The sequence below is a fragment of the Microbacterium sp. TPU 3598 genome (assembly GCF_002356155.1).
Classification (GTDB): Bacteria; Actinomycetota; Actinomycetes; order Actinomycetales; family Microbacteriaceae; genus Microbacterium; species Microbacterium maritypicum_A.
The window spans coordinates 2,178,718-2,204,859 of sequence record NZ_AP017975.1; the positions used below are offsets into that span (position 1 = coordinate 2,178,718).

The window sequence follows — 26,142 nt, forward strand, 5'->3', positions numbered from 1 at the left end:
ACCAGGCCTGCGACTCAGCCGAGAAGATTGACCGGATTGAAGAGGTCGGCGACCAGGAGCAGCGCTCCCATCCCGATCAGGAGCACAGCGACGACCACCGTCAGCGGCACGAGCTTGGTCGCGTCGACCGGCGCCGGAGGGGGCCGGCGGAAGAGCTTGGCCCACGCGCGCTTGATGCCGTCCCACAGTGCGACGACGATGTGACCGCCGTCGAGCGGGAGCAGCGGGATGAGGTTGAACACGAACAGCGCGATGTTCAGCGACCCCAGCAGACCGAGCAGGAACGCGAATCTGTTGAGGATCGGCGCATCGGTAGCGGCCGCCTCTCCCGCGAGGCGTCCGACGCCGACGACGCTCAGCGGTCCGTTCGGATCGCGTTCTCCGCCGGTGACGAGTGAGACGCCGACGTCCCATAGACGCACGGGGAGCGTGACGATCAAGGATGCGACACGCGCCGTGCTGTCCGCCGCCATCTCGGGGCCGGCGGTGAGGGGCTGCTGCACGTAGCCCATCTGGGCGCCCATGCCGACGTAGCCGACCTCCTTCACGACAGGCTTTCCGGCCTCATCGAGGACGGGCTGGCCGCTGGCATCCGTGATCGAGCGTTCCGCGGCGATCGGCGTGATGCTCAGCGACTGCTCCGCCCCGTCGCGGCTCACGACCATGTCCAGCGTCTCGCCTGGCGCGGCCTGCACGATCGCCGTCGCCTCGGCGAACGTCGACACGGGCTGTCCGTCGATGGACAGGATCACATCGCCCGGCTTGATCCCGGCTTCCGCGGCGGGTGAGGCCGGGTCATCGGGTGTGCACTCGGTCGCCGTCGAACCGGCCGGAACGACGCACTCGGTGACGGACGCGATCGTCGTCGTTCCCTGCTGCAGGCCGATGCCCGACAGCAGCACGGTGAAGATCACGGTCGCGAGGAGAAGGTTCATCACCGGCCCGCCGAGCATGACGACGACGCGCTTCCACACGGGAAGACGATAGAAGACGCGATCCTCGGCACCCTCGGCGATGGTCTCGTCGTTGGCGCTGCGCGCGTCCTGGATCAACGAGCGGAACACGCCGGACGCCGGGCCCGAGTTCTTCGACGCCGGGTACATGCCCGACATCGAGATGAAGCCCCCTAGAGGGAGCAGCTTGAACCCGTACTCGGTCTCGCCGATGCGCCGGGACCACAGCCGCGGCCCGAAGCCGATCATGTACTGGCCGACACGCACGCCGAAGAGCTTCGCGGGGACGAGATGGCCCACCTCATGCAGGCCGATCGAGAGCCCGAGGCCGATCAGCATGAAGAGGATGCCGGCCAGATAGAGCAGGAATTCCACGTGCCAACGTTAGTGCCCACAGCTAGGAATCCGCCCGGCACGCCGCGCGGCTAGGCTGAGACGGTGAATGCCCGGCAGCTGCGACTCGTGCGCGCTGCGGCCGTCTCCTCGGTGGCGACGTTGCTCGCAGCCCTCTCGCACACCCTCGGCGGCGGAGCGGTCCCGCACATGCTGCTGATCCTGGCGGTCGCGACCCTGCTCACCCCTCTGTCGGCGCTCCTGGTGGGCATCCGTGAGTCGCGGGGTCGTGTCGCCATCGCCGTGTTCCTCGGACAGGCCGCTTTCCACGTCGTGTTCCAACTGCTGGGCTCGCCCACCGGTACCGCTCCGATCGCCGGCGGCGGCGGTCACGCCCATCATCTCGATCTGAGCGCGCTCTCTTCCACGGCGCCCACAGCAGCCCCTGGCACGTTGATGCTGTTCGCGCACGTCGTCGCAGCCGTGCTCACGACGCTTCTCGTGTGGCACGGAGAAGCGGTCGTTCGGGTCGTCGCCCGCTGGGTGGATGCCCTCTTCCGGCGCGCGTCCGCCGGGGCACCGGCCATGCATCGCCGGCCGCCGCGGCTGCGGTCGACCACCATCCCCAGCTTCGCCGTCACCATCTCGGCCGCTGTGCCGAGGCGCGGGCCTCCCGCTCTCCTGCGCGACTGATCCGTCGCACTCGAATCCGCTGCTCCGACACGGGCAGCGTCCCTTTCTCGCGGAGATACGCCACCGTGGCGCGCCCGCACTTCGAGCACCAGGAGAACTCTCATGTCCCGCAACATCCGTACCCGCACTCCGCGCCCCACCACCCTGCGCTCCACCGCTCGGCGCTCGCTCACTCTGCGACGCGCCGCGCTCGGTGTCCTCGGCGGAGCCGCACTCGCCCTGGCCGTTCCCACGATGGCAGGTGCCCATGTGGGCGTCAGCCCCGACGAGATCGCTGCGGGAGACCACGGCGTGCTCACGTTCTCGTTCTCCCACGGCTGCGAGAACTCCCCCACCACCGCGCTGCGCATCACGATGCCCGAGGGGCTCGCTTCCGTCTCGCCGACGATGGACTCCGACTGGGACATCCAGGTCGAGCGCGGCGACGACGGTCTCGTCAGCGCCGTGACCTATACGGCGGTCACCCCGGTGCCCACCGACCTTCGCGGCGCGGTGAGCATGGGGGTCGGTCTGGACGAGACCACCCCCGACACTCTGGCGTTCCCCGTGGTCCAACAGTGCGTCGAGGGCTCGACCGAATGGACGCAGATCGCCGAGGACGGCCAGGATCCGCACAGCCTCGACGCGCCGGCTCCGGTCGTCTCCGTCACGGCCGCTGCCGGCGACGGGCACGGCGAGCACACCGAATCCGACACTGCGGCCGCGAGCACGGCTCCGACCACGGTCGCCGATCCCCTGGGTGTAGCGCTCGGGGCGGGTGGGCTTCTCGCCGGTTTCGCCGCCCTGGTCGTCGCGATCCTCGCCTACCGACGCCGAGCCTGACGACACGAGCTCCCCCTCGTGCTCCGCAACGCGGCGCGCGAGGGGGCGCTCGGCGAAGGGTTCCCACCACGGTCGTGAGATCATGGATGCGCCATGTCGATTGAACAACAACCGAGCCTGCCTCCCGTGCTCCGCCCCGCGAACCCGCCCCGGCGTGAGCTGTCCGAACTCGCTTCCCGTTTCGCCCGCACCGTCCGCGGCGATGTCGACGGAATCGCCCTCTCCGGCATCACCCTCGCGACGGCAGACCTGCGTCCCGGCGAGGCATTCGTCGCGATCCGCGGCGTCAACCGGCATGGCGCGGACTTCGCCGTCACCGCCGCTGAGAAGGGTGCCGTCGCCGTCATCACCGACGACGCTGGCGCGGAGATCGCCGAAGCCGCGGGGCTTCCGATCCTCGTGGTCGACGACCCTCGCGCCGTGCTCGGTGATCTCAGCGCGTGGGTCTACGGCACCGGCGCCGGTGACCCGCTCCCCCTGCTGTTCGCGACGACGGGCACCAACGGCAAGACCAGCGTCTCCCACCTGCTCGAGGGGATCCTCGATCAGATCGGCGTGGTCACCGGCCTCTCCTCCACCGCAGAACGTCACATCGCGGGCGAGGTCATCGTCTCGCGCCTGACCACCCCCGAAGCATCCGAGATGCACGCCCTCCTGGCGCTGATGCGTGAGCGCCAGGTCGAAGCCGTCGCGGTCGAGGTCAGCGCACAGGCGCTGTCACGTCACCGCGTCGACGGCATCCTGTTCGACGTCGCCGGATTCACGAACCTGAGCCACGATCATCTCGACGACTACGCCGACATGGAGGAGTACTTCGAGGCGAAGCTGCCCCTCTTCCGGCCCGACCGCGCCCAGCGCGGGGTCATCTGCCTGGATTCCCCGTCCGGTGCGGTCGTCGTCGACCGGGCCGAGATCCCGGTCGTCACTGTCGGCACTCCGTCGATCGCCGCCGATCCCGACGCCGCGACCGCCGCGGACTGGGTGGTCGTCATCGACGAGGAGCGCGCCGCCGGTACGACCTTCACGATGACCGGCCCCGCCGGGTCCCTCACCACGACGGTCCCGGTGATCGGACCGCACATGGCGGCCAACGCGGCTCTGGCGATCGTGATGCTCCTCGAGGGCGGCTACGCCTGGGATCGCATCGTCGATGCGCTCACCCGTGACGGGGGGATCCGCGCCTACCTGCCCGGTCGCACCCAGCTGGTCTCCGGCGATCGTGGGCCTGCCGTCTTCGTCGACTTCGGACACTCACCCGACGCATTCGAGAAGACCCTCGCCGCCGTCCGGCGTGTGACACCGGGCAAGGTACTGATGCTCTTCGGCGCCGACGGCGACCGCGATGCGAGCAAGCGCTTCGACATGGCGCGCACGGCGGTCGAAGGCAGTGACCTCCTCGTCGTCACCGATCACCACCCCCGCTTCGAGGACCCCGCGTCCATTCGGGCGACCCTCATCGAGGGCGCCCGCACGGCACGACCGGATGCCGAGATCCACGAGGCCTCACCGCCCGAGAACGCCATCATCACCGCGGTCGGCCTGGTCGGCGACGGCGACGCCATCCTGTGGGCCGGCCCCGGGCACCAGGACTATCGCGACATCCGCGGCGTCCGCACACCGTATTCGGCACGTGAGCTCGCTCGCCGCGCGCTGCGCGACGCCGGCTGGCCCGTACCCGATTCGCGTTGGCCGGTCCCGTACCCCGACGAGGATTGACCTGCTCGACCAGGGCGACTCCGCCCTGGTCCCCGATCAGAGCGCCGCGATCATCCGATCGGCCGTCGAGCGCGCCCACGCCTCGGCCTCGGCGAGCGTCTCGACGGTGAGGGCGTCCGGCGCATCGTGCGCGTCGACGACCCGAGCGATCGTGTCCACGATGCCGAGGAACGAGAGCCGTCCCTCGTGGAACGCGTCGACCGCTTGTTCGTTCGCGGCGTTGTAGACAGCAGGGAACGTGCCGCCGGCGCGGCCCACCGCCTTCGCAAGTGCGACGGAGGGGAACGCCTCGGCGTCGAGGGGCTCGAACGTCCAGGAGGTGGCGGATGACCAGTCGAGGGGCCGTCCGACGCCACCGACGCGGTGCGGCCAGTCCAGACCCAGGGAGATCGGCAGACGCATGTCGGGCGGGGAGGCCTGTGCGATCGTGGAACCGTCGATGAACTCGACCATCGAGTGCACGATGGACTGCGGGTGCACCACGACCTCGATGTCGTCGTAGGCGATGTCGAACAGCAGATGCGCTTCGATCACCTCGAGTCCCTTGTTGACAAGGGTCGCGGAGTTGGTCGTGACCATTCGTCCCATGTCCCATGTCGGGTGCGCGAGAGCCTCGGACGGAGTGACCTCGGTCAGCTCCGCGCGGCTGCGACCGCGGAACGGCCCGCCCGACGCCGTCACCACGAGGCGGCGCACCTCGGCATGAGTACCGGCCAGGAGCGCTTGCGCGAGAGCCGAGTGCTCGGAATCGACCGGGACGATCTGACCGGGAGCGGCGGCGGCGAGGACCAGGTCGCCGCCGACGATGAGGGACTCCTTGTTCGCGAGAGCGAGCGTGCGTCCCGCCTTCAGCGCCGCGAGCGTCGAGCCCAGTCCGATCGAGCCGGTGATGGCATTGAGCACCACGTCCGCCTCGACGTCACGGACCAGCTGCTCGGCCTCGAGCGCGCCGAGAGCGGTCGACTCGACCTGGAACTGTGCGGCCTGCGCTTCCAACATCTCGGCGTTGGACCCGGCAGCGAGACCTACCAGCTCGAATCGGCGAGGATTGGCACGGATCACATCCAGTGCCTGGGTGCCGATGGAACCGGTGGAGCCGAGGACGATGACGCGACGCATACCGCCAGCCTAGGTCACGCCCTCGGCACCCAGCGGCTACTGCTGCGCCTGGACCGGTGTCGTCGCCAGGATGTCCACGACGAACACGAGGCTCTCCTTCTGGAGCTCATGTCCCTCGCTCGCACCGTATCCGTCGGACGGTGGCATCACGACGATGACCTGTGAGCCGACCTTCTGACCTTCGAGGGCCTTCTGGAAGCCCGCGACCACGCCGGTGGTCTGGAACTGCGCGGGCGCGGCGTCGCGGCTCCAGCTGGAGTCGAACTCCTTGCCGTCGGACCACTTGACGCCCAGGTACTGCACGACGACGAGGTCACCGGAGGCGACCGTCGCACCGTCACCCTGCTTGAGGACGGCGACCTGGGTCTCTGTCGGCGCGTCGCCGTCCGGGATCGTCACGGTCGGAGCGCCCTTGTCGTCGAGCTTGACAGTCGGCATGCCGGGAGTCGGGTCGACCGGCGTTCCCGTCGCCACCTCGGGCAGCTGCTCGACGGCCTCGGCGTAGACGACCACGTTGTTGGCGCCCTCGCCGAGGACCTTTCCGGGAAGAGTCAGCACGATGCGCGAGCCGACCGGCTTGCACTCGAGCGCCGCGACGAAGAGCGAGGACTGGTTGGTGTCGAGGAGAACGGGCAGCACACCGCCTTCACCACGAGCCGACGAGTCGAGCACCTGATTGTTGGTCGCGTCGACGATCTGGTACTCGACGGACACCAGGTCATTGACCACGACGTCGTCTCCGTCTCCCTCGGAGATGACGGTCCTCTCGACGCCGGCGAACGGCGCATCGGCCGGAACCGTCACGGTGGTGTCTGCCCCTTCCCCCTCCACGACGACCGCGTCCGAGGTGTCCCCGGACTTCGCATCCAGCTGGCACGTGCTCGATGCGGAGGGCGACGGGGTGCCGGAGCTCTCCGGGGCTCCACCACCGGCACAACCGGCCAGCAGCAGGGTCGCCGCGGCGATGGTGGACAGAACGATGAGCGGACGCTTGCGCACAGTGAGACCTCGGGATCGCGGGCAGGAAACTCCATCCTGCCCCATACCCCTTTGCTCGCGCTGGGAGGCGCGGCGCAACTCTTCATTCCCACCCCGGCATGGATCCGGGAGTAATCTGCTCTGATGACCTCTGAGCAGTCCGTCGAGCCCGAATCCTCGTCAGAAGAGGAATCCTCGTCAGAGGAGACTGCGAAGCCTCGCCACGCCGGGTTCGCCTACACGCTCGGCCGGAGCCTCATCACGCCACTCGCCCGTCTGGTGTACCGCCCTCGGATCGAGGGGCGCGACAACGTGCCGCTGACCGGTCCCGTCATCTTCGCGAGCAACCATCTGTCATTCATCGACTCGATCGCGATCCCGGTCGCGGCCCCTCGTCCCGTCCACTTCCTCGCGAAGTCGACGTACTTCGAAGGCACCGGATTCAAAGGCTGGATGAGCAAGACCTTCTTCGAATCGATCGGCGCGATCCCCGTGCGCCGCGGTGCCGGACAAGCCGCGCTGGACGCGCTCGACCTGCAACGCCAGCTCCTCGATGAAGGTCTCGCCGTCGCCCTGTATCCGGAGGGGACCCGCTCGACCGACGGCCGCCTCTACAAAGGCCGCACGGGCGTCGCGTTCCTCGCTCTGCAGACGGGCGCCCCTGTGGTGCCGGTCGGCCTCATCGGCACGGACAAGGTGATGCCGGTGGGAGCGAAGGTCCCCACCCTCAAGGAGCGCATCACCGTGCGTTTCGGCGAGCCGCTCGACCTCTCGCCGCACGGGCCCGCGACCAGTGGACGGGCACGTCGTCTCGCCACCGATCAGATCATGGCGGCGATCCACGGTCTCTCCGGCCAGGAGCTCGCCGGCGCGTACAACGAGGCACCGGCGCAAGGTGCCATCGAGAAGATCAAGCAGGCCCTCCCGCACGAGCGTCGCTGAGGCCTGTGAGCCCCACTCAGGCGAGGGCTGTGACCGTCGCCTGGTGGCGTACGGGGAAGTTCATCGAGTTCGCGATGAAGCACCACTCGTTCGCCTGGGCGTGGGCGCGCTCTGCTGCGTCGATCATCGAGGCGTCGGCGACGACGACCTCGGGCCGCAGCATCACCTCGACGAACGATCCGCCCCCCGCACCGTCTTCGCGCATCGTCCCGCTGGCCTGGTCGCGATAGGACACCACGACGACGCCCGCGGTCACACACGCGTGCAGGTATGACAGTAGGTGGCACTCGGAGAGGGAGGCGAGCAGCAGGTCCTCCGGATTCCATCGTGAGGGATCGCCGCGGAACGGCTTGTCTGCCGAGGCGAGGAGATCGGGCTTCCCCTCGACCTCGATCGTCACGTCTCGCCGGTAGTCCCGGTATCCGGTCGTCCCGGTGCCGGTGTTGCCGGTCCACGTCGAGGTGAGCGCGTAGCGGTGTTCGCCGAGCGTGCGCGTGGTCGTCTCTGCCATCTGCTCAGTCTGTCAGGCTCCTCCGACACGACGCGAGACGCCGCACGCCCCGGGCTAGAGTTGACGGGTGCTGGAGACTCTCACCGTTCAGGATTCCGTGGAACTCGCCGTCGTCGAGCGGAGCGGATTCGTCGAATCCCGCCACGCCGGCGCGGCCGTCGTGCTCTCCCCCGACGGGGACATCGTCGGTCGCCATGGAAATGCCGATGCGCTGATCCTGCCGCGATCCAGCCTCAAGCCTCTCCAGGCGATCGCCTGCATCACCGCAGGTGCCGTCCTCGAAGGCGAGCAGCTCGCGCTCTCCACGGCCAGTCACGTCGGCACCGACCGTCACGCTTCGGTGGTACGCGACATCCTGACCGAGGGCGGGCTGACGGAAGACGATCTCCGCTGCCCGGCCACGTGGCCGAGCGACTCGGCGTCGCGAGACGAGCTCGTCCGCGAGCACGGCGAGCCGACCCGGGTGCGCATGAACTGCTCCGGCAAGCACGCCGCGATGCTCCGCGCATGCGTGGCGACGGGCTGGCCGACCGACGGATACCTCGACCCGACCCATCCACTGCAACAGCACATCCGCGACGTCATCGAGCGCCTCACTGGCGAGAAGATCGCCCATACCGCTATCGACGGGTGCGGTGCGCCGGTCCATGCGATGACACTGACCGGCCTGGCACGCGCGATCCACCGCATCGGCACCGCTTCCGACCGCTCGCCCTTCGCCCTCCACCGCGTGGCCGGTTCCCTGGTCCGCGCCGTGCGGGAGAACCCCTGGACGATCGAGGGTCCGGGCCGCCCCGACACGATCGCGACCGAGAGGCTCGGCGTGTTCACCAAGTACGGCGCCGAGGGCGTGATGGTGATGGTCGCCCCCAACGGCACGACCGTGGCGCTGAAGATGCTCGACGGCGCCACTCGCGCCTCGACGATCGTTGCCGCGACCCTTCTCGCTCGGGCGGGCGGGCTGAGCGATGCCGACGTGGCCTCGCTCGCGGACGCACTTCCGCTCGCCGTGCTCGGCGGTGGGGAGAACGTCGGCTCCATCCGACCCGGCGCAGGAGTCTGACGCCCGCGGCGGCGTTCCTCGTCGCCGAGCGTCGATTGGCGGCGCCTTCTCCTCACGACAACGTCTCCGCACGGCAACGCTTCTCAGGGCATCGCTTCTCAGGGCAACGCCTCACCGAGGCGACAGCTCGGCGAGGTGGACACGTTTCGGCGCACCGGTGCCGGTGACCGACCAGGCCCGGCCTGCGTGCGGGTGTGCATACGGAGGAAGCTCCCGCGCGCCGACCAGTTGCCGGAGCTCACCGGGGTGTTCACATCGGATGAGCACCTCGCCTGCCGATCTGATGCGCTGCCACAGCGACCAGTTCCGCTGCCAGGTCTCCGCATCGGCGACCACGATGCAGCGTGTTCCCGGCGAAGTCGACTCAGATCCTGCCGCCACCACCTCGCATGCGGGGTGCGCGTCGTGAAGAGCGGCGATGACCGTATCGGTGCCGGCACTGACGACAGCGGTGATCGCAGACGACGGCGTCCACCGTGGTGTCTGCGCTGCCTGCGGCAGCCATCGGCCCTCGTCGACCCACGCCAACTGCACCTCGCGATCTCCGATCACGGCGCGCCCGGGTACGCGGTCGCGCACGAACCCCGATGTCTCTCCGCCGGCCGCCAGATGCTCGAGTCTCGTCGGCATCCGCAACAGCGCCCGACGGGGCACCAGATCGAGTACACGTCCCAACGCCCCGCTCGCCCTGGTGGCCGTCAGAACGAAGGTGGTGTCCGGACTCGCCCGAAGCACGCGCTCCCAGCGGTGGACGAGCTGCTGCGCGTACTCGGCCGGCAGGGAAGCCAGCATCGCATCCACGTCGTCGATCAGGACGACCGAGGGCGGACGCTCCCCGCCCTCGACCCATGCGGCGAGCACGTCCCAGGCACCCTCGGGATCGTCGGGCATCCAGAATGCGTCATCGCATTGCGCCGCGACCGCTCTCAGCACCGAGGTCTTACCGAATCCGGGGGCGCCCAGCACCACCAGCCCCCGTTCCTCTCCGCGCCGGAGCATCTCCAGCGGCTGCGCCTGGCGATCAGGGTCATCGGCGCGACCGAGGATGATCGCATCGGGGAGGATTCCGGCCTCCGTGACGAGTTCGGCGATCGGCAGGATGGCCGGAAGCGGGGGAAGCCACGGGCTGGATGACTCGCCCGCTGCCGCCCACCGCAGACCGACACCACGAATATCGGAAGCCTCAGTCAGGGCGATGCGCATCGCGACGGGTTCCTGGTCGGATGGTCGACGCAGCAAGCCGAGACCGCGGGAACCGGCGTCTCCCGTGAGCGCGGAGGCAGCATCGGTACCGATCACGAGCCGACTGTCGGCGGCGTCGCCGACGCGCAGGCTGATGCGAAGGGGGCAGTTCGCAGCCAGGGCGTCTCTGATCACCCCGGCAGCACGCTGTGTCCCGAGAATCAGGTGCATCCCGAGGGCGCGGCCGCGGGCGGCGATATCGATGAAGACCGCACCGAGCTCGGGGTGCTCGGTCAGAAGCGCCGCGAACTCGTCGACGACGATGATCAGCCGGGGCATCGACACACCGCTGACGTCGCGCGCCCCGGCGGCGGCCAGCACCCTCTCTCGACGTCGCAGCTCGGCGGTCAGGCTGGAGACGCCTCGTCTTGCACCCTGATCGTCGAGATCAGTGATGACGGCGGCCACCTGAGGCAGTGCGCTCAGGGGTTCGAAAGCCGTTCCGCCTTTGAAATCGGCGAGCACGAACGTCACCTCGTCCGGGCCGTGCGCCGTGGCGATCGCAGTGACCCAGCTGACCAGCAGCTCGCTCTTGCCGGTCCCCGTCATCCCCGTCACGATCGCGTGCGGTCCGTCTCCCACGATGTCGACCGTGATGTTCGCGCGTTCGCCTCGGCCGATGGTCGCGACGAGCCCGCCTCCGGCCGAGGTCTGCTCGAGCTCGGAGAGCAGCACCGCGTCGGGGATCGCATCCGTCTCGTCGTCCCGACGCGCCAGCTCCGCGGAGACGGTCTCCGCTTGGGCACGCGACAGGCACTCGACAGCGACTGGCTGGCTACCTGTCGGAGTGCGCAGCGTCGCCCGCCGAGGTTCGACGATGTCGATGACCGTCGTGATTCCCGCCGGGACGTCCTCCCCCACCGCGGTCAACACGATCAGGGCGTCCGCGTCCCCCCGGACGCCCGCCGCAGGACCGAACCCGATCCGGAAAGCACCACGCCGCGCACTCCGGGCGTGGGGCAGGCTCGCCAGGCCGTGGTCAGCGAGGTCAGTGTCTTCCGGATCGATGCCGATCAGCGACAGCTGGCCGGTGCCGAACCGCAGACACAGCTGCACGACAAGAGCGCGCGCTGCCGCCTCGGCCACAGGCCGCGCACCTCGAAGACAGATCCCCCCACCGATCGGCGCGGAGACCGGCGCGTCCGCGATGACACGGCATCTTTCACGGAAGTCCCGCCCGCGCGCGTCATCCGCGCCGGTGCAGCGGACCGCACTCGTCGTGTTGCCGGCACCGATGACGATCGGAGTCGTCGCGTCGACTCCCTGAGCGCCGCGCAGAGGCGCCTGTGCGATGCAGGTCGCGGCGTCGGGCCACCGCTGCCACAGGGCTTCGAGCTCGTCCTGCTGACGCTGGACCAGATCCGCTTCCGCCGCAACCCACTCGGCTTCGAGCTGCTGCTCGGTTCGTCGGCGTTCACGGCGCCGCGTACGTGTCGCGTCGAGCAGTGAGGCGCCGATCATCAACGGCCCCAATGCCGCGAAGCAGAGCGCGAAGAGGGAGCCGGTGACCAACCACATCACCACTCCCGTGGCCACCGGCACGAGGGCGGCCATGAAAGGCAGTGGAGCGCGAGGCGACGCTGCCGGAGCCGCGGGAAGCACGATCGGAGGGGATTCCATGGAATCCAGTGGACCGCATCACGGCCCGTGAAACAGGGCTGTGCACAGCGCTGGAGCGTTACTCCGCGGTGTTCTCGATTGGGGAGGACGAGTCGTCCTCTGCCGCCACCTGGACGATGATGAGGGTCACGTTGTCGCGACCGCCGTTCTCCAACGCCGCCGCAAGCATCGCGTCCACCGCGGCACCCGGATCGTCGTGCTCCCGGAGGAAATGCTGGATCCCGTAGTCGGTCAGTTCCTTGGTGAGGCCGTCCGAGCAGATGACGAATCGGTCACCGGGACGCACGTCGATGGAGACGTAATCGGGAGCTGTGAGCTCACTCGCCCCCACGGCACGCGTGATCACGTTGCTGTAGGGGTGCCCTTCAGCTTCCTCCGGGCTGAGCTTGCCCGCTGTGATCAGTTCCTGCACGACCGAGTGATCGGTGGTGATCTGGACCAGCCGATCGTCGCGAAGGAGATACACGCGGGAGTCGCCGATGTTCAGTGCGGTCCAGTGCGGCTCATCCCCATCGGTCTCGAAGTACACTCCCGTGAGCGTGGTCCCCGTGCCCTCGTCGGTGGTCTCGGGATGCTCCGCGATGTCTCCGACAGCCAGTTCGAGCGCATTCTCGATCGATGGTCCGTCGACCTTCCCCGAGGAGACGACGGCCTGCAACCGGGCCACCGTGCTCTGACTCGCGATCTCGCCGCCGGCATGACCGCCCATTCCGTCAGCGACGATGAACAGCGGATAGTCGGCGAGGAACGCGTCCTGATTCGTCTCCCGGCGTCGGCCTTGATCGGTGATCCCGGACCACGACAGCAGCAGCGGGCGCTGCGCAACCGTGACGCGGTGCGTCTTCGTCTCAGCCACGTGCTGCCTCCGATGGGCCTGCGGCGGGTCGGACGGTCGCAGGATACTCACAACACATCGTAGTAGAAGTCACGCGCACCTCGATCACACCCTGGCACCCGGATCGGCCGGCAGCGGGAACAGATCATCGATGATGGCGAGTTCGGCCGCGTCGGGGCGCCAGGCCTCCCCCGCGTCTGCGTTCGCCTCGACCTGCGGGACCGAGGTCGCGCCCGCGATCACGCTCGAGACCGCCGCATGCGAGAGCAACCAGCCGAACGACGCCTGGACCATCGTGATGCCGCGCTCATCGCAGAAATCGCGGAATGCATCCAGGGCATCCCACGGTGCGCTCTCCCACACGTGGCGCCGTGTCGACATGATCCGGCTCTGCTGCGGCCCGCCGTCGCGAGTGAACTTCCCCGTGAGCAGGCCGTTGTGCAGGGGGAAGTACGGGAAGAAGCCGAGTTCGTAGCGTTCCACCGCCGGCAGCACTTCCCGCTCCGCCGCCCGAGCCAGCAGGGAGTAGTGGTTCTGAGCCGAGATGAACCTGCCACTCGAGCGCGCCCTCGTCGTGAACTCCGCTTCGGCGATCTGCCACCCGGCGAAGTTCGAGTGCCCGTAGTAGCGGATCTTGCCCTCGCGCACGAGTTCATCGAGGGCATCCGTGGTCTCCGCGATCGGCGTCTCGGGATCGGGGAGATGCAGCTGATAGAGATCGATCCAGTCCGTGCGCAACCGGCGCAGCGATTCCTCGACGGCCCGACGCACGTAGCGACGAGAACCCCGGGCAGCGGGGAACGCGTAACCCATGTCGCGCTCGTGTCCGAACTTCGTCGCCAGCACCACACGGTCGCGGCGTCCCTCGAGAGCTTCGCCCATCAGCAGCTCGCTCGCCCCCGCTGCTGCTCCATACATGTCAGCGGTGTCGAAGAAGGTGATGCCGTTGGCGAGAGCCGCATCCATCACCTCGCGCGTGCCGGCAAGACTCTCCGTCATCGTCCCCGCGCGCCCGAAGTTGTTGCAGCCGAGGCCGGTGGCGGACACGAGAAGACCGGAGGCACCCACACGGCGCTGGGACGAGACCATGCCCCCACGTTAGCGGTCGCTGCGGATAGACGACCACTCGGAACAGCACAGAGCCCCCGACCGAGGTCGGGGGCTCTGTGTCAGAAGGTCACACCGTCAGACCATCACGCCGGAGGCTGTGTGGGATCGGTCGGCGGGGACGCCGGGGTTGCGGGAGGAGCCGGCGGAGCAGCGGGCGGAGCCGTCGGCGGTGCGGGCGGAGCCGTGGGCGGTGCCGTCGGCGGTGCGGGCGGAGCCGTGGGCGGTGCCGCAGGGGGCGCCGGCGGCGTGGTCGGCGGCACCGGCGGAACCGGGGCACCGGTCGCCGGAGCTGCAGGGCCTGCGGGAGGTGCGTAGCCGGGCTGCGCGGGCGGTGCGTACCCCGGCTGCGCGGGAGGCGCGTATCCCTGCGGTCCGGGCTGCGCGTAGCCCTGCGGAGCACCGTAACCGGGCTGCGGCGCCGCGGCCGACGTCTGAGCGGGGATGCCCTCCCACGCGGTGCGGTCGCCGAGCAGACCGTTGGCAGCCCAGGAAGCGGGCTGGATGCTCGGGTTCCAGCGCGACTTGTCGAACGCGTTGATGCCGAGCCACACCGGAGGCAGGAAGAAGTAGAGGACGACCCAGACGGCGTCCTTCTGCAGCTTCAGCCCGACGCGCCAGGCGGCGATCAGGTCGACCACGCGACCCGCGATGCCGACGAGCGGGAGGATCAGGAACCACCCGAGGAACGGGATGATCGCGCCGAGGATACCGGCACCCATCAGGTAGAGGACGAGCCAAGGGCTCAGATCGCCGAGCTTGTAGAAGATCATCGTGCTGTAGACGGGCACCCACGCACGCCACTTCCCCTGCACTCCCGCCTTCTCGAAGATCTTCATGTAGAACCACGAGTAGAGTGCGTAGATGGCGAGTGGCAGGATCGTGTAGACCAGGGTCAGCGCGAGGATCGCTCCGCCTGACAGGCCGTCATAGCCGTAGTAGTCGTTCATGGTTCCCTCCAGAAAGTCATGATGCGGCATCATGCGCTGAACACACTAGCGCTTCCCGGGGTACGCGCGCATGTCTCTTACGCCGTCGGGCGCGTTCGACTCGTGGTCGCGCGTGGACGCACGGCGCACCCGGCCGATCCCCTGCTCACTCGTCGACGACGAGCTCCAGCACGCCCGGCTGTGCGCCATCGCGGAGAATGATCCCTCGCTTCTCCGCCCAGAGCCGAAGACCGCGAAGGGAACCGACCCGTGGTCGATCCTCGGCAATCGCCCGGACGAGTGCACCCTTCGATTTCTTGTTGAAGTGATTGAGGGCCCTCCCGTGCTCCGTCACGACCCGCACGTAAGCGGAGGAGACGGAGTCCGGCACGGGCCCCAGCGCGACGTACGCCTCACTCCGCAGGTCGAGCACGAACGACGGATCCGCCTCCGCGATCGCTGCAGAGGTGGCCTCCGCCCAATGCCGCCGAAGCGCGGGAAGCCCGGGGACGGAGGTGCCGGCGGCCAGCCGATACGTCGGGACCGCGTCGAGCGCGCCCACCGGTCCCAGCGGAGCGCTGTGGATCCAGACATGGGCACCCAGCCATCGACGGGACGCGACGGAGAGCGATCGGGCATCGAGCGCATCGAACAGCACTCCCGTGTACCGGTCGATCGCGGGCATCGTGGGAGCGGAGCGAAGCGCCCTGTTGTGCGCGATATCGCCGCTCTGCCGAGCACTCAGCTTGAGCACCCGACGGGCAGCCTCTTCGTCGGCAGCGAGGTCGATCAGCGCCTCGACGACAGCGGCGCGCCGCTCGTTCAGAGACGGGAGTGCCAGCGACGCGAGATCGAGCGGGGACCCCTCACCGCCCTCATGCTTGGTCTCCGACGGAGGGAGCAGGATCTTCATGGAACCTCGGTGGATACAGACGCGTCCGCCTCGGAACCCGTGCGGGTGCCGAGGCGGACGCGTGAAACAGGAACTGCTAGGCGATGAGAGCCGCGTTGCCGGCAACGATCGTCAGGGTGTCGCCCTCCATCGAGAGGAACCCGTCCTGCGCGTTGGCCAGCACCTTGGTGCCATCCGACTGGGTGATGCGAACCTGGCCCTCGGCGAGGATGGCCAGCACCGGCTCGTGGCCGGTCATGAAGCCGATCTCACCCTCGACGGTCTTGGCGACCACGAGGCTCGCCTCTCCCGTCCAGACCTCCGCATCAGCGGAGACGAGGCTGACATGCAGCGCCATGGTCAGCCGTTCTCCTTCTGGATCTTCGCCCACTGCTCTTCGACGTCGGAGATGCCACCGACGTTGAAGAAGGCCTGCTCGGCCACGTGGTCGAAGTCACCGCGGGTGATCGCGTCGAACGACTCGATGGTCTCCTTCAGCGGGACGGTCGAACCTTCGACGCCCGTGAACTTCTTGGCCATGTAGGTGTTCTGCGAGAGGAACTGCTGGATGCGACGTGCACGCGACACGACGATCTTGTCTTCCTCGGAGAGCTCATCGACACCCAGGATGGCGATGATCTCCTGCAGCTCCTTGTTCTTCTGGAGGATCTGCTTGACGGTCGTCGCGACGCGGTAGTGGTCCTCGCCCAAGTAGCGGGGGTCCATGATGCGCGACGTCGAGGTCAGCGGGTCGATGGCCGGGTACAGACCCTTCGAGGCGATCTCACGAGAGAGCTCGGTCGTCGCGTCGAGGTGGGCGAACGTCGTCGCCGGAGCCGGGTCGGTGTAGTCATCGGCGGGCACGTAGATCGCCTGCAGCGAGGTGATCGAGTGACCACGCGTCGAGGTGATGCGCTCCTGGAGCACACCCATCTCGTCGGCGAGGTTCGGCTGGTAACCCACGGCGGAGGGCATGCGGCCCAGCAGCGTGGAGACCTCGGAACCGGCCTGCGTGAAGCGGAAGATGTTGTCGATGAAGAGCAGAACGTCCTGCTTCTGCACGTCACGGAAGTACTCCGCCATCGTCAGAGCCGACAGGGCGACGCGAAGACGCGTTCCCGGCGGCTCGTCCATCTGGCCGAACACCAGGGCGGTCTTGTCGAAGACGCCCGCCTCTTCCATCTCGTGGATGAGGTCGTTGCCCTCACGGGTGCGCTCACCGACACCGGCGAACACCGACACACCACCGTGGTCCTGCGCGACGCGCTGGATCATCTCCTGGATGAGGACGGTCTTACCGACACCGGCTCCACCGAACAGACCGATCTTTCCACCCAGCACGTACGGGGTGAGGAGGTCGATCGACTTGATGCCGGTCTCGAACATCTGAGTCTTGGACTCGAGCTGGTCGAAGTTCGGGGCCTTGCGGTGGATCGGCCAGCGCTCGGTGACCTCGATGGTCTCGCCGGGCTCGAGGTTCAGCACCTCGCCGATGACGTTGAACACCTTGCCCTTGGTCACGTCGCCGACGGGGACCGAGATGGCCTCACCGGTGTCGCGGACTTCCTGGCCGCGGACGATGCCGTCGGTCGGGTTCAGCGCGATGGCGCGGACGAGGTCGTCGCCGAGGTGCTGAGCGACCTCGAGCGTGATCTCGGTGGACTCTTCGCCCATCGCGATCGTGGTCTTCAGCGCGTTGTAGATGTCGGGGATCGAGTCATGAGGGAACTCGATGTCGACAACCGGACCGTTGACGCGTGCGACGCGCCCGACGACCGCGGTCGCCGGCTGGTCAGCCGGAGCGGTGAGGGTCATTTTCGTCTCTTTCCTGATGGTCTATTTGCTCGAGAGGGCGTCGGCGCCGCCGACGATCTCGGCGATCTGCTGCGTGATCTCCGCCTGGCGCGCGTTGTTGCGCAGACGGGTGTAGTCGGTGATGAGCTTGTCGGCGTTGTCGCTGGCCGACTTCATCGCCTTCTGCGTCGCCGCCTGCTTTGCGGCAGACGACTGCAGGAGAGCGTTGAAGACTCGGCTCTGGATGTACACCGGCAGGATCGCGTCGAGAACAGTCTCGGCGTCCGGCTCGAACTCGTACAGCGGGTAAACGGTGTTACCGGCCTCCGACTCATCGGCTTCCGTGATCTCCAGCGGGAGCAGACGCACGGATTCGGGCGACTGCGTCATCATGCTGACGAAACGGTTGTACACGAGGTGGATCTCGTCGACGCCGCCGTCCTGTCCCCCGCGGGAGAAGGACTCGAGCAGCGTCGCGGAGATCTCCTCCGCGGTGTGGAACGACGGGGTGTCGGTGTCGCCCGTCCACTCCGCAGCGGCAGCCAGGCGTCGGAACTGGAAGTATCCGACGGCCTTGCGACCGATGAGGTAGAAGACCGGCTCCTTGCCCTGCTCCCGCAGGAGCTCCGCAACCTCGAGACCCTCACGGAGGATCTGCGAGTTGAAGGCTCCCGCCAGACCGCGGTCCGAGGAGAAGATCACGACCGCGGAGCGGGTGATGTTCTCGGACTCGCGGGTCAACGGGTGATCCACGTTCGAGTGCGTCGCGACGGCCGACACGGCCCTCGTCACGGCACGCGCGAAGGGAGTGGACGCCTTGACGCGTGCCATCGCCTTCTGGATGCGCGAAGCCGCGATGAGTTCCATCGCCTTCGTGATCTTCTTGGTCGTCTGAGCAGAAGAGATCTTCTGCTTGTAGACCCTGAGTTGAGCGCCCATATGTCAGTACCTCACGCGGTTACGCGCGACGACCCTTGACGATCTTCTCCTGGTTGACGTCTTCCGCCTCGGCCGCAGCGTGCTCTTCGTGACCCGGGGCGCCGATGGCGTGTCCCTTGCCACCCTGGAACTCCAGGATGAAGGCATCCGTCTGCTTGTCGAGCTCGGCGACCGTGGCGTCGTCGAGGACGTTGGTGTCGCGGAGGGTCTCGAGGACCTGGGTGTTGCGACGCAGGTAGTCCAGGAGCTCGCGCTCGAAGCGCAGCACGTCGGAGACCTCGATCGTGTCGAGCTTGCCGTTGGTACCGGCCCAGATCGAGACGACCTGCTCCTCGACGGGGTACGGCGAGTACTGCGGCTGCTTGAGCAGCTCGGTCAGACGCGCACCACGGGAGAGCTGACGACGCGAAGCCGCGTCGAGGTCGGATGCGAACATCGCGAACGCCTCGAGGGAGCGGTACTGCGCGAGCTCCAGCTTCAACGTTCCGGAGACCTTCTTGATCGACTTGACCTGAGCGTCACCACCGACTCGCGAGACCGAGATACCCACGTCGACCGCAGGACGCTGGTTCGCGTTGAAGAGGTCGGACTGGAGGAAGATCTGGCCGTCGGTGATCGAGATCACGTTGGTCGGGATGTAGGCCGAGACGTCGTTCGCCTTGGTCTCGATGATCGGGAGACCCGTCATGGAACCGGCGCCGAGCTCGTCTGACAGCTTCGCGCAACGCTCGAGCAGACGCGAGTGCAGGTAGAAGACGTCACCCGGGTAGGCCTCACGGCCCGGCGGGCGGCGCAGGAGGAGGGAGACGGCACGGTAGGCCTCAGCCTGCTTCGACAGGTCATCGAAGATGATGAGGACGTGCTTGCCGCCGTACATCCAGTGCTGACCGATGGCGGAACCCGTGTAGGGAGCCAGGTACTTGAAGCCGGCGGGGTCGGACGCCGGAGCCGCCACGATCGTGGTGTACTCCAGAGCGCCGGCCTCTTCGAGCGCGCCCTTCACCGAAGCGATGGTCGAGCCCTTCTGGCCGATGGCGACGTAGATGCAGCGGACCTGCTTGTTGACGTCGCCAGACTCCCAGTTGGCCTTCTGGTTGATGATCGTGTCGATCGCGATGGCCGTCTTGCCGGTCTGGCGGTCGCCGATGATCAGCTGACGCTGGCCACGGCCCACGGGGATCATCGCGTCGATGGCCTTGATGCCGGTCTGCATCGGCTCGTGCACCGACTTGCGCTGCATGACGCCGGGAGCCTGGAGCTCGAGGGCGCGGACGCTCTCGGTCTCGATGGCACCGAGTCCGTCGATCGGGTTGCCGAGCGGGTCGACCACGCGGCCGAGGTAGCCGTCGCCGACCGGGACCGAGAGGACCTCGCCGGTGCGGGTGACTTCCTGACCGGCCTCGACGCCGGTGAACTCGCCGAGGACGACGACACCGATCTCGTGCTCGTTCAGGCTCTGTGCGAGACCCTTGGTGCCGTCGGCGAAGATGACGAGCTCGTTCGCCATGACGCCGGGCAGTCCCTCGACGTGCGCGATGCCGTCTGCGGCGTCGATGACGGTGCCGACCTCGGTCGCCCCGGCCCCGGAGGGCTCGTATGCTGCGGCGAAGTCCTTCAGCGCGTCACGGATGACGTCGGGGCTGATCGATAGTTCTGCCATTGTCTTCCCTTTGTATCTGGGTGCGCGGTTCCCCGCGCGAAGTCGTGTTAGCCCGCGAGCTTCTGGCGAAGGTCGGCGAGTCGTGCGGAGATGCTGCCGTCGATGACGTCATCGGCGATCTGCACGCGCAGGCCTCCGACGACGGCAGGGTCGATGACGACGTTGAGCGATACCTGGCCGTCGTAGCGACGCGAGAGCGAGTCGCTGAGACGGGCGCGCTGCGCGTCGCTGAGAGGGGCCGCGGTGTGCACCGTGGCGACCACTCGACCACGCTGGCTCGAGACGACGCTCATCGCCCGGTTCAGCAGCCGTCGGACCCGTCGCCCGCGCGGCTCGCGCACGAGCGACGTGATGATCAGCGTCGTCGCGGCGCTGGTGGAGCCTTCGGCCAGGAGGCGCTCGACGAGTGCGCTCTTGGCGTCTTCTCCACCGACGCGGCTGCCCAGAGCGAGTTCGAGCTCGGGGTTCGCCGCGATCACCCGGGAGAATCCGAAGAGCTCCCCCTCGATGTCCGTGCCGGGCTCGGCGATCGCTGCGGCGCGGATCGCGAGCTCCTCGATACCGTCGACGAGCTCACCCGCGTGGGACCAGCGCTCGGCGACGGCGGTCTTCAAGACGCCCTGGGCGCCTGCGGAGAACCCGCCGAACACCGCGGCGACGACGTTCTGTCGTGCCGCGGCGGGAGCGGAAGGATCAGCAAGCGCGCCGCTCAGCTGGGACGACTCGCTCACGGCATGCGCGGCAGCGAACAGCTCCCGCGCGGTGTCGAGAGTGACGTCCTTCGCTGCGGCAAGCGTCTTGATGGATGCCGCGAGTGCCTGAGTGGTCGCGCTGCCCATTACTGAGCCGCCTTCTCGGATGCCTCGAGCTCGGCGAGGAAGCGATCGACGACAGCCGTCGCACGTGCGTCGTCGGAGAGCGTCTCGCCGACCACGCCACCGGCGAGGTCGAGAGCGAGCGATCCGACCTCGCTGCGCAGCGAGACGAGAGCGGTCTGACGCTCTGCTTCGATCTGCGTGTGCGCGGTGGCGGTGATGCGTGCGGCCTCGGCGGTCGCGGCGTCCTTCGCCTCGGCGACGATCTTCTTGCCGTCCTCGCGGGCGGCCTCGCGGATCTCGCCGGCCTCGGTACGCGCCTCGGCGAGCTGACGCGTGTACTCCTCGAGTGCCGCCTCCGCCTGCTTCTGCGCCTCGTCGGCCTTGGCGATGTTGCCCTCGATGGCGGCGGACCGCTCGTCGAGCATCTTCGTCAGCTTGGGAAGGGCGACCTTCCACACGACGATGAGGATGATGAGGAACCAGAGGCCCGACCAGATGATGTCGTACCACGCCGGGATGAGCGGGTTGTTAACCGCGCCCTCCTCTGCTGCGAGGTTCGTGACAAGAGCGTTCAGCATCCTGTCTCCTTCAGAAGTCGGTTCGGATTACGGGAAGGGGATGAATCCGACGGCGATGCCGACGAATGCAAGCGCCTCGGTGAAGGCGATACCGATCCACATGAGGACCTGGAGACGGCCGGCCAGCTCGGGCTGACGAGCGACGCCCTCGATGGTCTTGCCCACGACGATGCCCACACCGATGGCCGGGCCGATGGCTGCGAGGCCGTAGCCGATCACCGCGAGGTTGCCGTTGATGTCAGCGAGAACCGTAGTTGCGTCCACGGGGTTTTTCCTTTCGTTGGGTGGGAGGGCTGTTGCCCGCCCGCTCAGTGCTCTTCTGCGACCGCGAGCTGGATGTAGACCGCGGTGAGGACGGTGAAGACGTATGCCTGGAGGACGGCGACCAGAATCTCGAAGAGAGTGAAGGCGCCGCCGAAGGCGAGGGTTCCGATACCGAGAGCGGCCCAGCCGCCACCCGCGGTGAAGAAGAAGAACTGGGTCGCTGCGAAGCAGAGGACCAGGATCATGTGACCGACGACCAGGTTCATCAGCAGTCGCAGGGTGAGGGTCACCGGGCGGATGATGAAGGTCGAGATCAGCTCGATGGGCGTGACGATGAAGTACACGGGCCACGGCACACCGGAGGGGAAGAGCGAGTTCTTGAAGAAGTTCTTGGGGCTCTTCTTGATGCCGGCGTAGATGAAGGTGACGTAGCTGACCACCGCGAGCGTGAGCGGCACCGCGATGATCGCCGTACCCGGCATGTTCAGGAACGGGATGATGCCGGTGATGTTCATGAACAGCGTCATGAAGAAGATGGTCATCAGGATCGGGAGGAACCGGTCACCGTCCTTGCGACCGAGCAGGTCGTGGGCGATGCCGCCACGGACGAAGCCGAGGCCCATCTCGACGACGCTCTGGAAACGTCCGGGGACGACCTTCATGCGTCGGGTGCCGAGCCAGAGGATGAGGACCACGGCGATCACCGAGAGCAACTGGATCAGGTGGATCCGGTTCACCGGGATGGGTCCTACGTGGAAGAGGATCTCCGGAAAGAACTCATCGATCGAAGGGCCGTGGAACTCGCCGTCGGTGGCAAGTCGGGGGGTCAGGGTCGCAGCGATATTAAACAGCGCGGGCTCCAGCTTCGGGGCACCGGTCAGAACCGGGGCGACGATGGTCGGTGTGCTTCACAGCGCAAGCGCTCGCGGGCGAGCGGCGGGCACGTCTCAACACTATCAGAATCTGAGGGTCCCCTAAGACCGCTGGCCACCCTCGACCGGCCCGCCGTCGATGTGATTGGCCGCACCGGGGGCACGATCCTCGGGTACCTCGGTCGGCAGCGTGGTGTCGCTGACGTTCGGGAGCCGCATCTGGGTGAGCACGACGACGTCGATGACGAGCGACATGAGCACACCGGCGACGATCGAGAGGAAGAAGACCATCGGCTGCAGCCACGGCTGACCGGCGAGGAGGATCATCACGACAACGAACAGGCCGAGCTTAAGCAGCCAGCCGCCCAGGACGATCGCGAAGAACAGCTGCACGTACAGCGGATCCCCGAACCAGCGGTTGGCGATCAGGATGCTGAGTCCGGTGATCCCGAGGAAGACGGCAGCCAGGACGACACCGAGCAGGCCGCTGACGAGCCCCTCCCCCTGGGCGACGAGATAACCGACTCCGCCCGCCACGATCGCGAGCACCGCGGTGGCGATCGCCGACCAGATCAGGGTCCGGCGCAGGATCGGCGTGCTGGAAACGGGGCTCGGGCTCATCAGGACTCCACGGGTGTCGGTTCGGGTTCGGCGCCCGCTGCGCTCTTCCTGCGGCGGGTGGGACTCAGCGTGACGACGAGGCAGGCGGCGATGCCCACGATGCCGAAGCCGACGCCCGGCAGATACTGGCCGGGCCAGTCCTCCCGGGCACCGACGTACATCAGGAGGACGGCGAGCGAGACGACGGCCGTCCAGGCATAGAAGATGAGCACGGCGTCGCGGTCGCGGTGACCGAGATCGAGCATGCGGTGATGCAGGTGCTTCCGGTCGGGCGAGAACGGCGAGCGACCGGCGCTCATCCGGCGGAGCACGGCGAGCCCGAAGTCGAGCAGCGGGAGCAGCACGACCAGCAGTGGCAGCAGGATGGGCAGGAACGCGCCGACCAGCTGGGAACGCCCGAGACGCTCGGGGTCGAGGGCGGACGGGTCCATCTGCCCGGTGATCGCGATCGCCGATGTGGCCATCAGCAGGCCGATCACCAGCGCCCCGGAATCGCCCATGAAGATCTTCGCCGGACTCCAGTTCAACGGCAGGAAGCCGAGGCAGGCGCCGATGAGCAGCGCCGCGATGAAGGTCGAGAGGTTGAAGTAACTGGACGCGCCCGAGTCGCGCGTAAAGATGTAGGAATAGGCGAAGAACACACCGTTCGAGATCAGGCACACGCCCGCGACGAGCCCGTCGAGCCCGTCGATGAAGTTCACCGCGTTCATCACGATGACGATCGCGAACATCGTGATGGTGATGCTCAGCCAGCTCGATACCACGATGAGGTCACCGAACGGCAACGAGAGGATCTGCAGGCCGCCACCGACGGTGATGACGCCCGCCGCCAGGAACTGCGCGCCCAGCTTGATCATCCAGTCGATGTCCCACAGGTCGTCGACGACCCCGATGATCGCGATCAGCAGCGAGGCGCCGAGGATCGACCACATGGTCTGCGGGGGGATCCAGATGCTCTGGAAGAAGGGATTGATCGCGGAGAACCCGAACGCCGCGGCGATGGCGAGGAAGATCGCGACGCCGCCCAGACGGGGCTTGGGCGTGGTGTGCACGTCACGGTCGCGGATGGCGGGGTACAGCTTGAACCGGAGGCTCAGCTTCCACACCGCCCAGGTCAGTACGAACGTGATCGCGGCGGTGAGGATGATCGTGAAGAGATACTGCTTCACGAATCCCCGTCCTGGTCCGGTGCATGCTGGTGGTGATGCTCGTGCTCGGCATCGTCCTCGGGCTCGAGGAGATCTCCGAGCACCTCCTGCAGCTGCTCCCGTGTCACGGCGCCGTCGCGGAGGATGCGCACGCCTCCCGTCTCGGAGTCCGCACCGCGGCGGACCAACGAGGTCGCATCGACGATGGTCGACGCGATGCCGTTCTTGCTCAGTCCGTCCGCCAGGTAGACCGCGACGCTGTCACCCAGCATCTTCTCGGCGTCGTACGCGGAGATGGCGGCGGCCTCTCCCGTCAGGTTCGCGCTGGAGACGGCCAGTGGACCGGTCTCCGCGAGCAGTTCGAGTGCGACCCGCCCCTCCGGCATGCGGACGGCGACGGTGCCGAGCGTCTCACCGAGGTCCCAGACCAGCGACGGCTGCGCGGGCAGCACGATCGTGAGGCCACCGGGCCAGAACGCCTCGACCAGCCGCTCCACCGGTTCGGGGACCGATTCGGCGAGGGCGGCGAGTGTCTCCTTCGTGCCGATCAGCACGGGCGGCGGCTGGTCGCGGCCCCGCCCCTTCGCGTCGAGGAGTCGCTGGACGGCGGCCGGCGAGAAGGCATCGGCGCCGACGCCGTACACCGTGTCTGTGGGGATGACGATGAGGTCGCCACGGCCGATCGCCTGGCGCGCATGGCGCATGCCGGCGAGGAGCTGCGACTCGTCGCTGCAGTCGAAGATGGTTGACATGACGACTCGATTCTATGCGGCGCGGCCGGTGAGCACGCTCCGAGGTTGCTGATCAGGGTCGGAGTGCGGTGGTGGTGCGATCGCGCAGTGTCAGATCGCGATGTGTCGCCGCCGCGCGCCAGCCGTCGAGGGTGAGGATCTCCCTGATCGATTCGCCCTGCAGTTCGCCGTGCTCGATGACCAGCAGGCCCCCGGGACGAAGCAATCGCAGCGCCCGCGAGCTGAGTACGCGCACGATGTCGAGCCCGTCCTCTCCCCCGTACAACGCCATCGCCGGATCGAAGAGTCGCACCTCCGGATCGCGCGGGATCGCGGCGTCGGGCACGTACGGCGGATTCGAGATGACCACGGACGCCGTGCCCTCGAGTTCCGGGAACGCCTCGCCCAGGTCGGACAGGACGAGTGTCAGGTTGTCGATCCCTGCGACGTTTCGACGCGCCCAGGCGTGGGCATCCGCGGAGAGCTCGGCCGCGAAGATGCGGGCGTGCGGCACCTCGGTGGCCATCGCGAGGGCGATCGCGCCACTCCCGGTTCCGAGATCGATCCCGATCGGGGCGGGCTCGGCCGAGTTCAGCAGGGCGTCGATGGCGTACTGGACGACGGTCTCGGTCTCCGGACGCGGCACGAAGACGCCGGGACCGACCGCGAGCTCGAGGTGACGGAACGGCGCGGTACCGGTGATGTGCTGCAGCGGCTCACGGGCAGCCCGACGCGTGATGAGGACGTCGAGAGCCGCTGCCGTCTCGTCGTCGACGTCGTCTCCGCGAACGATCGCCGCCTGCACCTCGCCGCGCCGACGGCCGAGCACGTGACCGGCGAGGAGCTCGGCGTCGACCAGCGGATCGGGGACCCCGACGTCGGCGAGACGCTGGGCAGCCGCGCGGACGACGGCGGCGAGGGAGGTGTCGGACATGTCTTCCAGCGTAGAGCGCGCGCTGACG

General features: G+C 67.9%; 26 protein-coding genes. 5 read left to right on the forward strand and 21 right to left on the reverse strand.

Features of this window, described 5'->3' with window-relative positions; genetic code table 11:
* Nucleotides 1–14 precede the first annotated feature (14 nt).
* A complete protein-coding gene (locus MST3598_RS10370; protein WP_021199389.1) occupies nt 15–1,328 on the reverse strand; it encodes a M50 family metallopeptidase in 1,314 nt (437 codons plus the stop codon).
* 63 nt (nt 1,329–1,391) lie between these two features.
* Here MST3598_RS10370 and MST3598_RS10375 point away from each other — a divergent pair, with 63 nt between their 5' ends.
* The 3 genes from MST3598_RS10375 to MST3598_RS10385 all read left to right on the forward strand — a co-directional run bounded on the left by MST3598_RS10375 (nt 1,392) and on the right by MST3598_RS10385 (nt 4,517).
* A complete protein-coding gene (locus tag MST3598_RS10375) occupies nt 1,392–1,979 on the forward strand; it encodes a hypothetical protein (RefSeq protein ID WP_029258175.1) in 588 nt (195 codons plus the stop codon).
* A gap of 102 nt (nt 1,980–2,081) precedes the next feature.
* Nucleotides 2,082–2,801, forward strand: a complete 720-nt coding sequence (locus tag MST3598_RS10380; RefSeq protein WP_029258174.1) for a YcnI family copper-binding membrane protein — start codon at nt 2,082–2,084, stop codon at nt 2,799–2,801.
* Between the two features lie 93 nt (nt 2,802–2,894).
* The gene (locus tag MST3598_RS10385; protein ID WP_172889143.1) at nt 2,895–4,517 is read left to right on the forward strand and encodes a Mur ligase family protein; all 1,623 of its coding nucleotides are present in this window, start codon (nt 2,895–2,897) and stop codon (nt 4,515–4,517) included.
* 36 nt (nt 4,518–4,553) lie between these two features.
* Here MST3598_RS10385 and dxr read toward each other — a convergent pair whose 3' ends face one another.
* Together dxr and MST3598_RS10395 are read right to left on the reverse strand one after the other, a co-directional pair.
* On the reverse strand, nt 4,554–5,636 hold the full coding sequence (dxr, locus tag MST3598_RS10390; protein ID WP_029258173.1) for a 1-deoxy-D-xylulose-5-phosphate reductoisomerase: 1,083 nt from the start codon (nt 5,634–5,636) through the stop codon (nt 4,554–4,556).
* Nucleotides 5,637–5,672: 36 nt separating this feature from the next.
* Complete coding sequence (locus MST3598_RS10395) at nt 5,673–6,635, reverse strand: FKBP-type peptidyl-prolyl cis-trans isomerase (protein WP_029258172.1); 963 nt, start codon at nt 6,633–6,635, stop codon at nt 5,673–5,675.
* Between the two features lie 123 nt (nt 6,636–6,758).
* Here MST3598_RS10395 and MST3598_RS10400 point away from each other — a divergent pair, with 123 nt between their 5' ends.
* The gene (locus MST3598_RS10400) at nt 6,759–7,556 is read left to right on the forward strand and encodes a lysophospholipid acyltransferase family protein (protein WP_029258171.1); all 798 of its coding nucleotides are present in this window, start codon (nt 6,759–6,761) and stop codon (nt 7,554–7,556) included.
* A gap of 16 nt (nt 7,557–7,572) precedes the next feature.
* On the opposite strand, the gene MST3598_RS10405 is transcribed toward MST3598_RS10400, so the two are convergent.
* Entirely contained in the window at nt 7,573–8,067 is a 495-nt protein-coding gene (locus MST3598_RS10405; protein ID WP_029258170.1) for an OsmC family protein, read from the reverse strand.
* 67 nt (nt 8,068–8,134) lie between these two features.
* Here MST3598_RS10405 and MST3598_RS10410 point away from each other — a divergent pair, with 67 nt between their 5' ends.
* Nucleotides 8,135–9,130, forward strand: coding sequence for an asparaginase (locus tag MST3598_RS10410; RefSeq protein WP_029258169.1), 996 nt, complete (start codon nt 8,135–8,137; stop codon nt 9,128–9,130).
* Nucleotides 9,131–9,241: 111 nt separating this feature from the next.
* Here the strand turns inward: MST3598_RS10410 and MST3598_RS10415 are convergent, their stop codons facing one another.
* The 17 genes from MST3598_RS10415 to prmC all read right to left on the reverse strand — a co-directional run bounded on the left by MST3598_RS10415 (nt 9,242) and on the right by prmC (nt 26,114).
* Complete coding sequence (locus tag MST3598_RS10415) at nt 9,242–11,992, reverse strand: FtsK/SpoIIIE domain-containing protein (RefSeq protein WP_029258168.1); 2,751 nt, start codon at nt 11,990–11,992, stop codon at nt 9,242–9,244.
* Nucleotides 11,993–12,050: 58 nt separating this feature from the next.
* A complete protein-coding gene (locus MST3598_RS10420; RefSeq protein WP_021199379.1) occupies nt 12,051–12,848 on the reverse strand; it encodes a PP2C family protein-serine/threonine phosphatase in 798 nt (265 codons plus the stop codon).
* 84 nt (nt 12,849–12,932) lie between these two features.
* Complete coding sequence (locus MST3598_RS10425) at nt 12,933–13,916, reverse strand: aldo/keto reductase (protein ID WP_029258167.1); 984 nt, start codon at nt 13,914–13,916, stop codon at nt 12,933–12,935.
* Nucleotides 13,917–14,020: 104 nt separating this feature from the next.
* A complete protein-coding gene (locus MST3598_RS18595) occupies nt 14,021–14,884 on the reverse strand; it encodes a DUF5684 domain-containing protein (RefSeq protein ID WP_197703110.1) in 864 nt (287 codons plus the stop codon).
* A 145-nt stretch (nt 14,885–15,029) separates the two neighbouring features.
* The gene (locus MST3598_RS10435) at nt 15,030–15,776 is read right to left on the reverse strand and encodes a YaaA family protein (protein ID WP_021199377.1); all 747 of its coding nucleotides are present in this window, start codon (nt 15,774–15,776) and stop codon (nt 15,030–15,032) included.
* 76 nt (nt 15,777–15,852) lie between these two features.
* Nucleotides 15,853–16,113: a F0F1 ATP synthase subunit epsilon gene (locus MST3598_RS10440; RefSeq protein WP_017830988.1), complete on the reverse strand. Its 261-nt coding sequence runs from the start codon at nt 16,111–16,113 to the stop codon at nt 15,853–15,855.
* Between the two features lie 2 nt (nt 16,114–16,115).
* Complete coding sequence (gene atpD / locus MST3598_RS10445) at nt 16,116–17,570, reverse strand: F0F1 ATP synthase subunit beta (RefSeq protein ID WP_017830989.1); 1,455 nt, start codon at nt 17,568–17,570, stop codon at nt 16,116–16,118.
* A gap of 21 nt (nt 17,571–17,591) precedes the next feature.
* Nucleotides 17,592–18,488, reverse strand: coding sequence for a F0F1 ATP synthase subunit gamma (locus MST3598_RS10450; protein WP_017830990.1), 897 nt, complete (start codon nt 18,486–18,488; stop codon nt 17,592–17,594).
* Between the two features lie 19 nt (nt 18,489–18,507).
* Complete coding sequence (gene atpA, locus MST3598_RS10455; RefSeq protein ID WP_021199376.1) at nt 18,508–20,148, reverse strand: F0F1 ATP synthase subunit alpha; 1,641 nt, start codon at nt 20,146–20,148, stop codon at nt 18,508–18,510.
* Between the two features lie 47 nt (nt 20,149–20,195).
* Nucleotides 20,196–20,987, reverse strand: a complete 792-nt coding sequence (locus MST3598_RS10460) for a F0F1 ATP synthase subunit delta (RefSeq protein WP_021199375.1) — start codon at nt 20,985–20,987, stop codon at nt 20,196–20,198.
* A complete protein-coding gene (locus tag MST3598_RS10465) occupies nt 20,987–21,544 on the reverse strand; it encodes a F0F1 ATP synthase subunit B (RefSeq protein ID WP_021199374.1) in 558 nt (185 codons plus the stop codon). The genes MST3598_RS10460 and MST3598_RS10465 overlap by 1 nt, the downstream gene beginning before the upstream one ends.
* Nucleotides 21,545–21,571: 27 nt before the next feature.
* Complete coding sequence (gene atpE / locus MST3598_RS10470) at nt 21,572–21,808, reverse strand: ATP synthase F0 subunit C (RefSeq protein ID WP_021199373.1); 237 nt, start codon at nt 21,806–21,808, stop codon at nt 21,572–21,574.
* Nucleotides 21,809–21,852: 44 nt separating this feature from the next.
* Nucleotides 21,853–22,650 carry a F0F1 ATP synthase subunit A gene (gene atpB / locus MST3598_RS10475; RefSeq protein ID WP_036271459.1) on the reverse strand — a complete coding sequence of 266 codons (798 nt, stop codon included), beginning with the start codon at nt 22,648–22,650 and terminating at the stop codon, nt 21,853–21,855.
* Between the two features lie 132 nt (nt 22,651–22,782).
* Nucleotides 22,783–23,301, reverse strand: a complete 519-nt coding sequence (locus MST3598_RS10480) for a hypothetical protein (protein WP_021199371.1) — start codon at nt 23,299–23,301, stop codon at nt 22,783–22,785.
* Entirely contained in the window at nt 23,301–24,470 is a 1,170-nt protein-coding gene (locus tag MST3598_RS10485; RefSeq protein ID WP_029258402.1) for an MraY family glycosyltransferase, read from the reverse strand. The genes MST3598_RS10480 and MST3598_RS10485 overlap by 1 nt, the downstream gene beginning before the upstream one ends.
* Nucleotides 24,467–25,201: an L-threonylcarbamoyladenylate synthase gene (locus tag MST3598_RS10490; RefSeq protein WP_021199369.1), complete on the reverse strand. Its 735-nt coding sequence runs from the start codon at nt 25,199–25,201 to the stop codon at nt 24,467–24,469. Before MST3598_RS10490 ends, MST3598_RS10485 begins: the two co-directional genes overlap by 4 nt.
* Nucleotides 25,202–25,253: 52 nt before the next feature.
* The gene (gene prmC / locus MST3598_RS10495) at nt 25,254–26,114 is read right to left on the reverse strand and encodes a peptide chain release factor N(5)-glutamine methyltransferase (protein WP_029258403.1); all 861 of its coding nucleotides are present in this window, start codon (nt 26,112–26,114) and stop codon (nt 25,254–25,256) included.
* Nucleotides 26,115–26,142 lie beyond the last annotated feature (28 nt).

What these genes read in the sequence shown, in the direction of transcription:
- MST3598_RS10380 (WP_029258174.1), top strand. Translation starts at nt 2,082, where the DNA reads ATGTCCCGCAACATCCGTACCCGCACTCCGCGCCCCACCACCCTGCGC.
- MST3598_RS10385 (WP_172889143.1), top strand. Translation starts at nt 2,895, where the DNA reads ATGTCGATTGAACAACAACCGAGCCTGCCTCCCGTGCTCCGCCCCGCG.
- dxr (WP_029258173.1), bottom strand. Translation starts at nt 5,636, where the DNA reads ATGCGTCGCGTCATCGTCCTCGGCTCCACCGGTTCCATCGGCACCCAG.
- MST3598_RS10400 (WP_029258171.1), top strand. Translation starts at nt 6,759, where the DNA reads ATGACCTCTGAGCAGTCCGTCGAGCCCGAATCCTCGTCAGAAGAGGAA.
- MST3598_RS10405 (WP_029258170.1), bottom strand. Translation starts at nt 8,067, where the DNA reads ATGGCAGAGACGACCACGCGCACGCTCGGCGAACACCGCTACGCGCTC.
- MST3598_RS10415 (WP_029258168.1), bottom strand. Translation starts at nt 11,992, where the DNA reads ATGGAATCCCCTCCGATCGTGCTTCCCGCGGCTCCGGCAGCGTCGCCT.
- MST3598_RS10425 (WP_029258167.1), bottom strand. Translation starts at nt 13,916, where the DNA reads ATGGTCTCGTCCCAGCGCCGTGTGGGTGCCTCCGGTCTTCTCGTGTCC.
- MST3598_RS18595 (WP_197703110.1), bottom strand. Translation starts at nt 14,884, where the DNA reads ATGAACGACTACTACGGCTATGACGGCCTGTCAGGCGGAGCGATCCTC.
- MST3598_RS10435 (WP_021199377.1), bottom strand. Translation starts at nt 15,776, where the DNA reads ATGAAGATCCTGCTCCCTCCGTCGGAGACCAAGCATGAGGGCGGTGAG.
- MST3598_RS10440 (WP_017830988.1), bottom strand. Translation starts at nt 16,113, where the DNA reads ATGGCGCTGCATGTCAGCCTCGTCTCCGCTGATGCGGAGGTCTGGACG.
- atpD (WP_017830989.1), bottom strand. Translation starts at nt 17,570, where the DNA reads ATGACCCTCACCGCTCCGGCTGACCAGCCGGCGACCGCGGTCGTCGGG.
- MST3598_RS10450 (WP_017830990.1), bottom strand. Translation starts at nt 18,488, where the DNA reads ATGGGCGCTCAACTCAGGGTCTACAAGCAGAAGATCTCTTCTGCTCAG.
- atpA (WP_021199376.1), bottom strand. Translation starts at nt 20,148, where the DNA reads ATGGCAGAACTATCGATCAGCCCCGACGTCATCCGTGACGCGCTGAAG.
- MST3598_RS10460 (WP_021199375.1), bottom strand. Translation starts at nt 20,987, where the DNA reads ATGGGCAGCGCGACCACTCAGGCACTCGCGGCATCCATCAAGACGCTT.
- MST3598_RS10465 (WP_021199374.1), bottom strand. Translation starts at nt 21,544, where the DNA reads ATGCTGAACGCTCTTGTCACGAACCTCGCAGCAGAGGAGGGCGCGGTT.
- MST3598_RS10480 (WP_021199371.1), bottom strand. Translation starts at nt 23,301, where the DNA reads ATGAGCCCGAGCCCCGTTTCCAGCACGCCGATCCTGCGCCGGACCCTG.
- MST3598_RS10490 (WP_021199369.1), bottom strand. Translation starts at nt 25,201, where the DNA reads ATGTCAACCATCTTCGACTGCAGCGACGAGTCGCAGCTCCTCGCCGGC.
- prmC (WP_029258403.1), bottom strand. Translation starts at nt 26,114, where the DNA reads ATGTCCGACACCTCCCTCGCCGCCGTCGTCCGCGCGGCTGCCCAGCGT.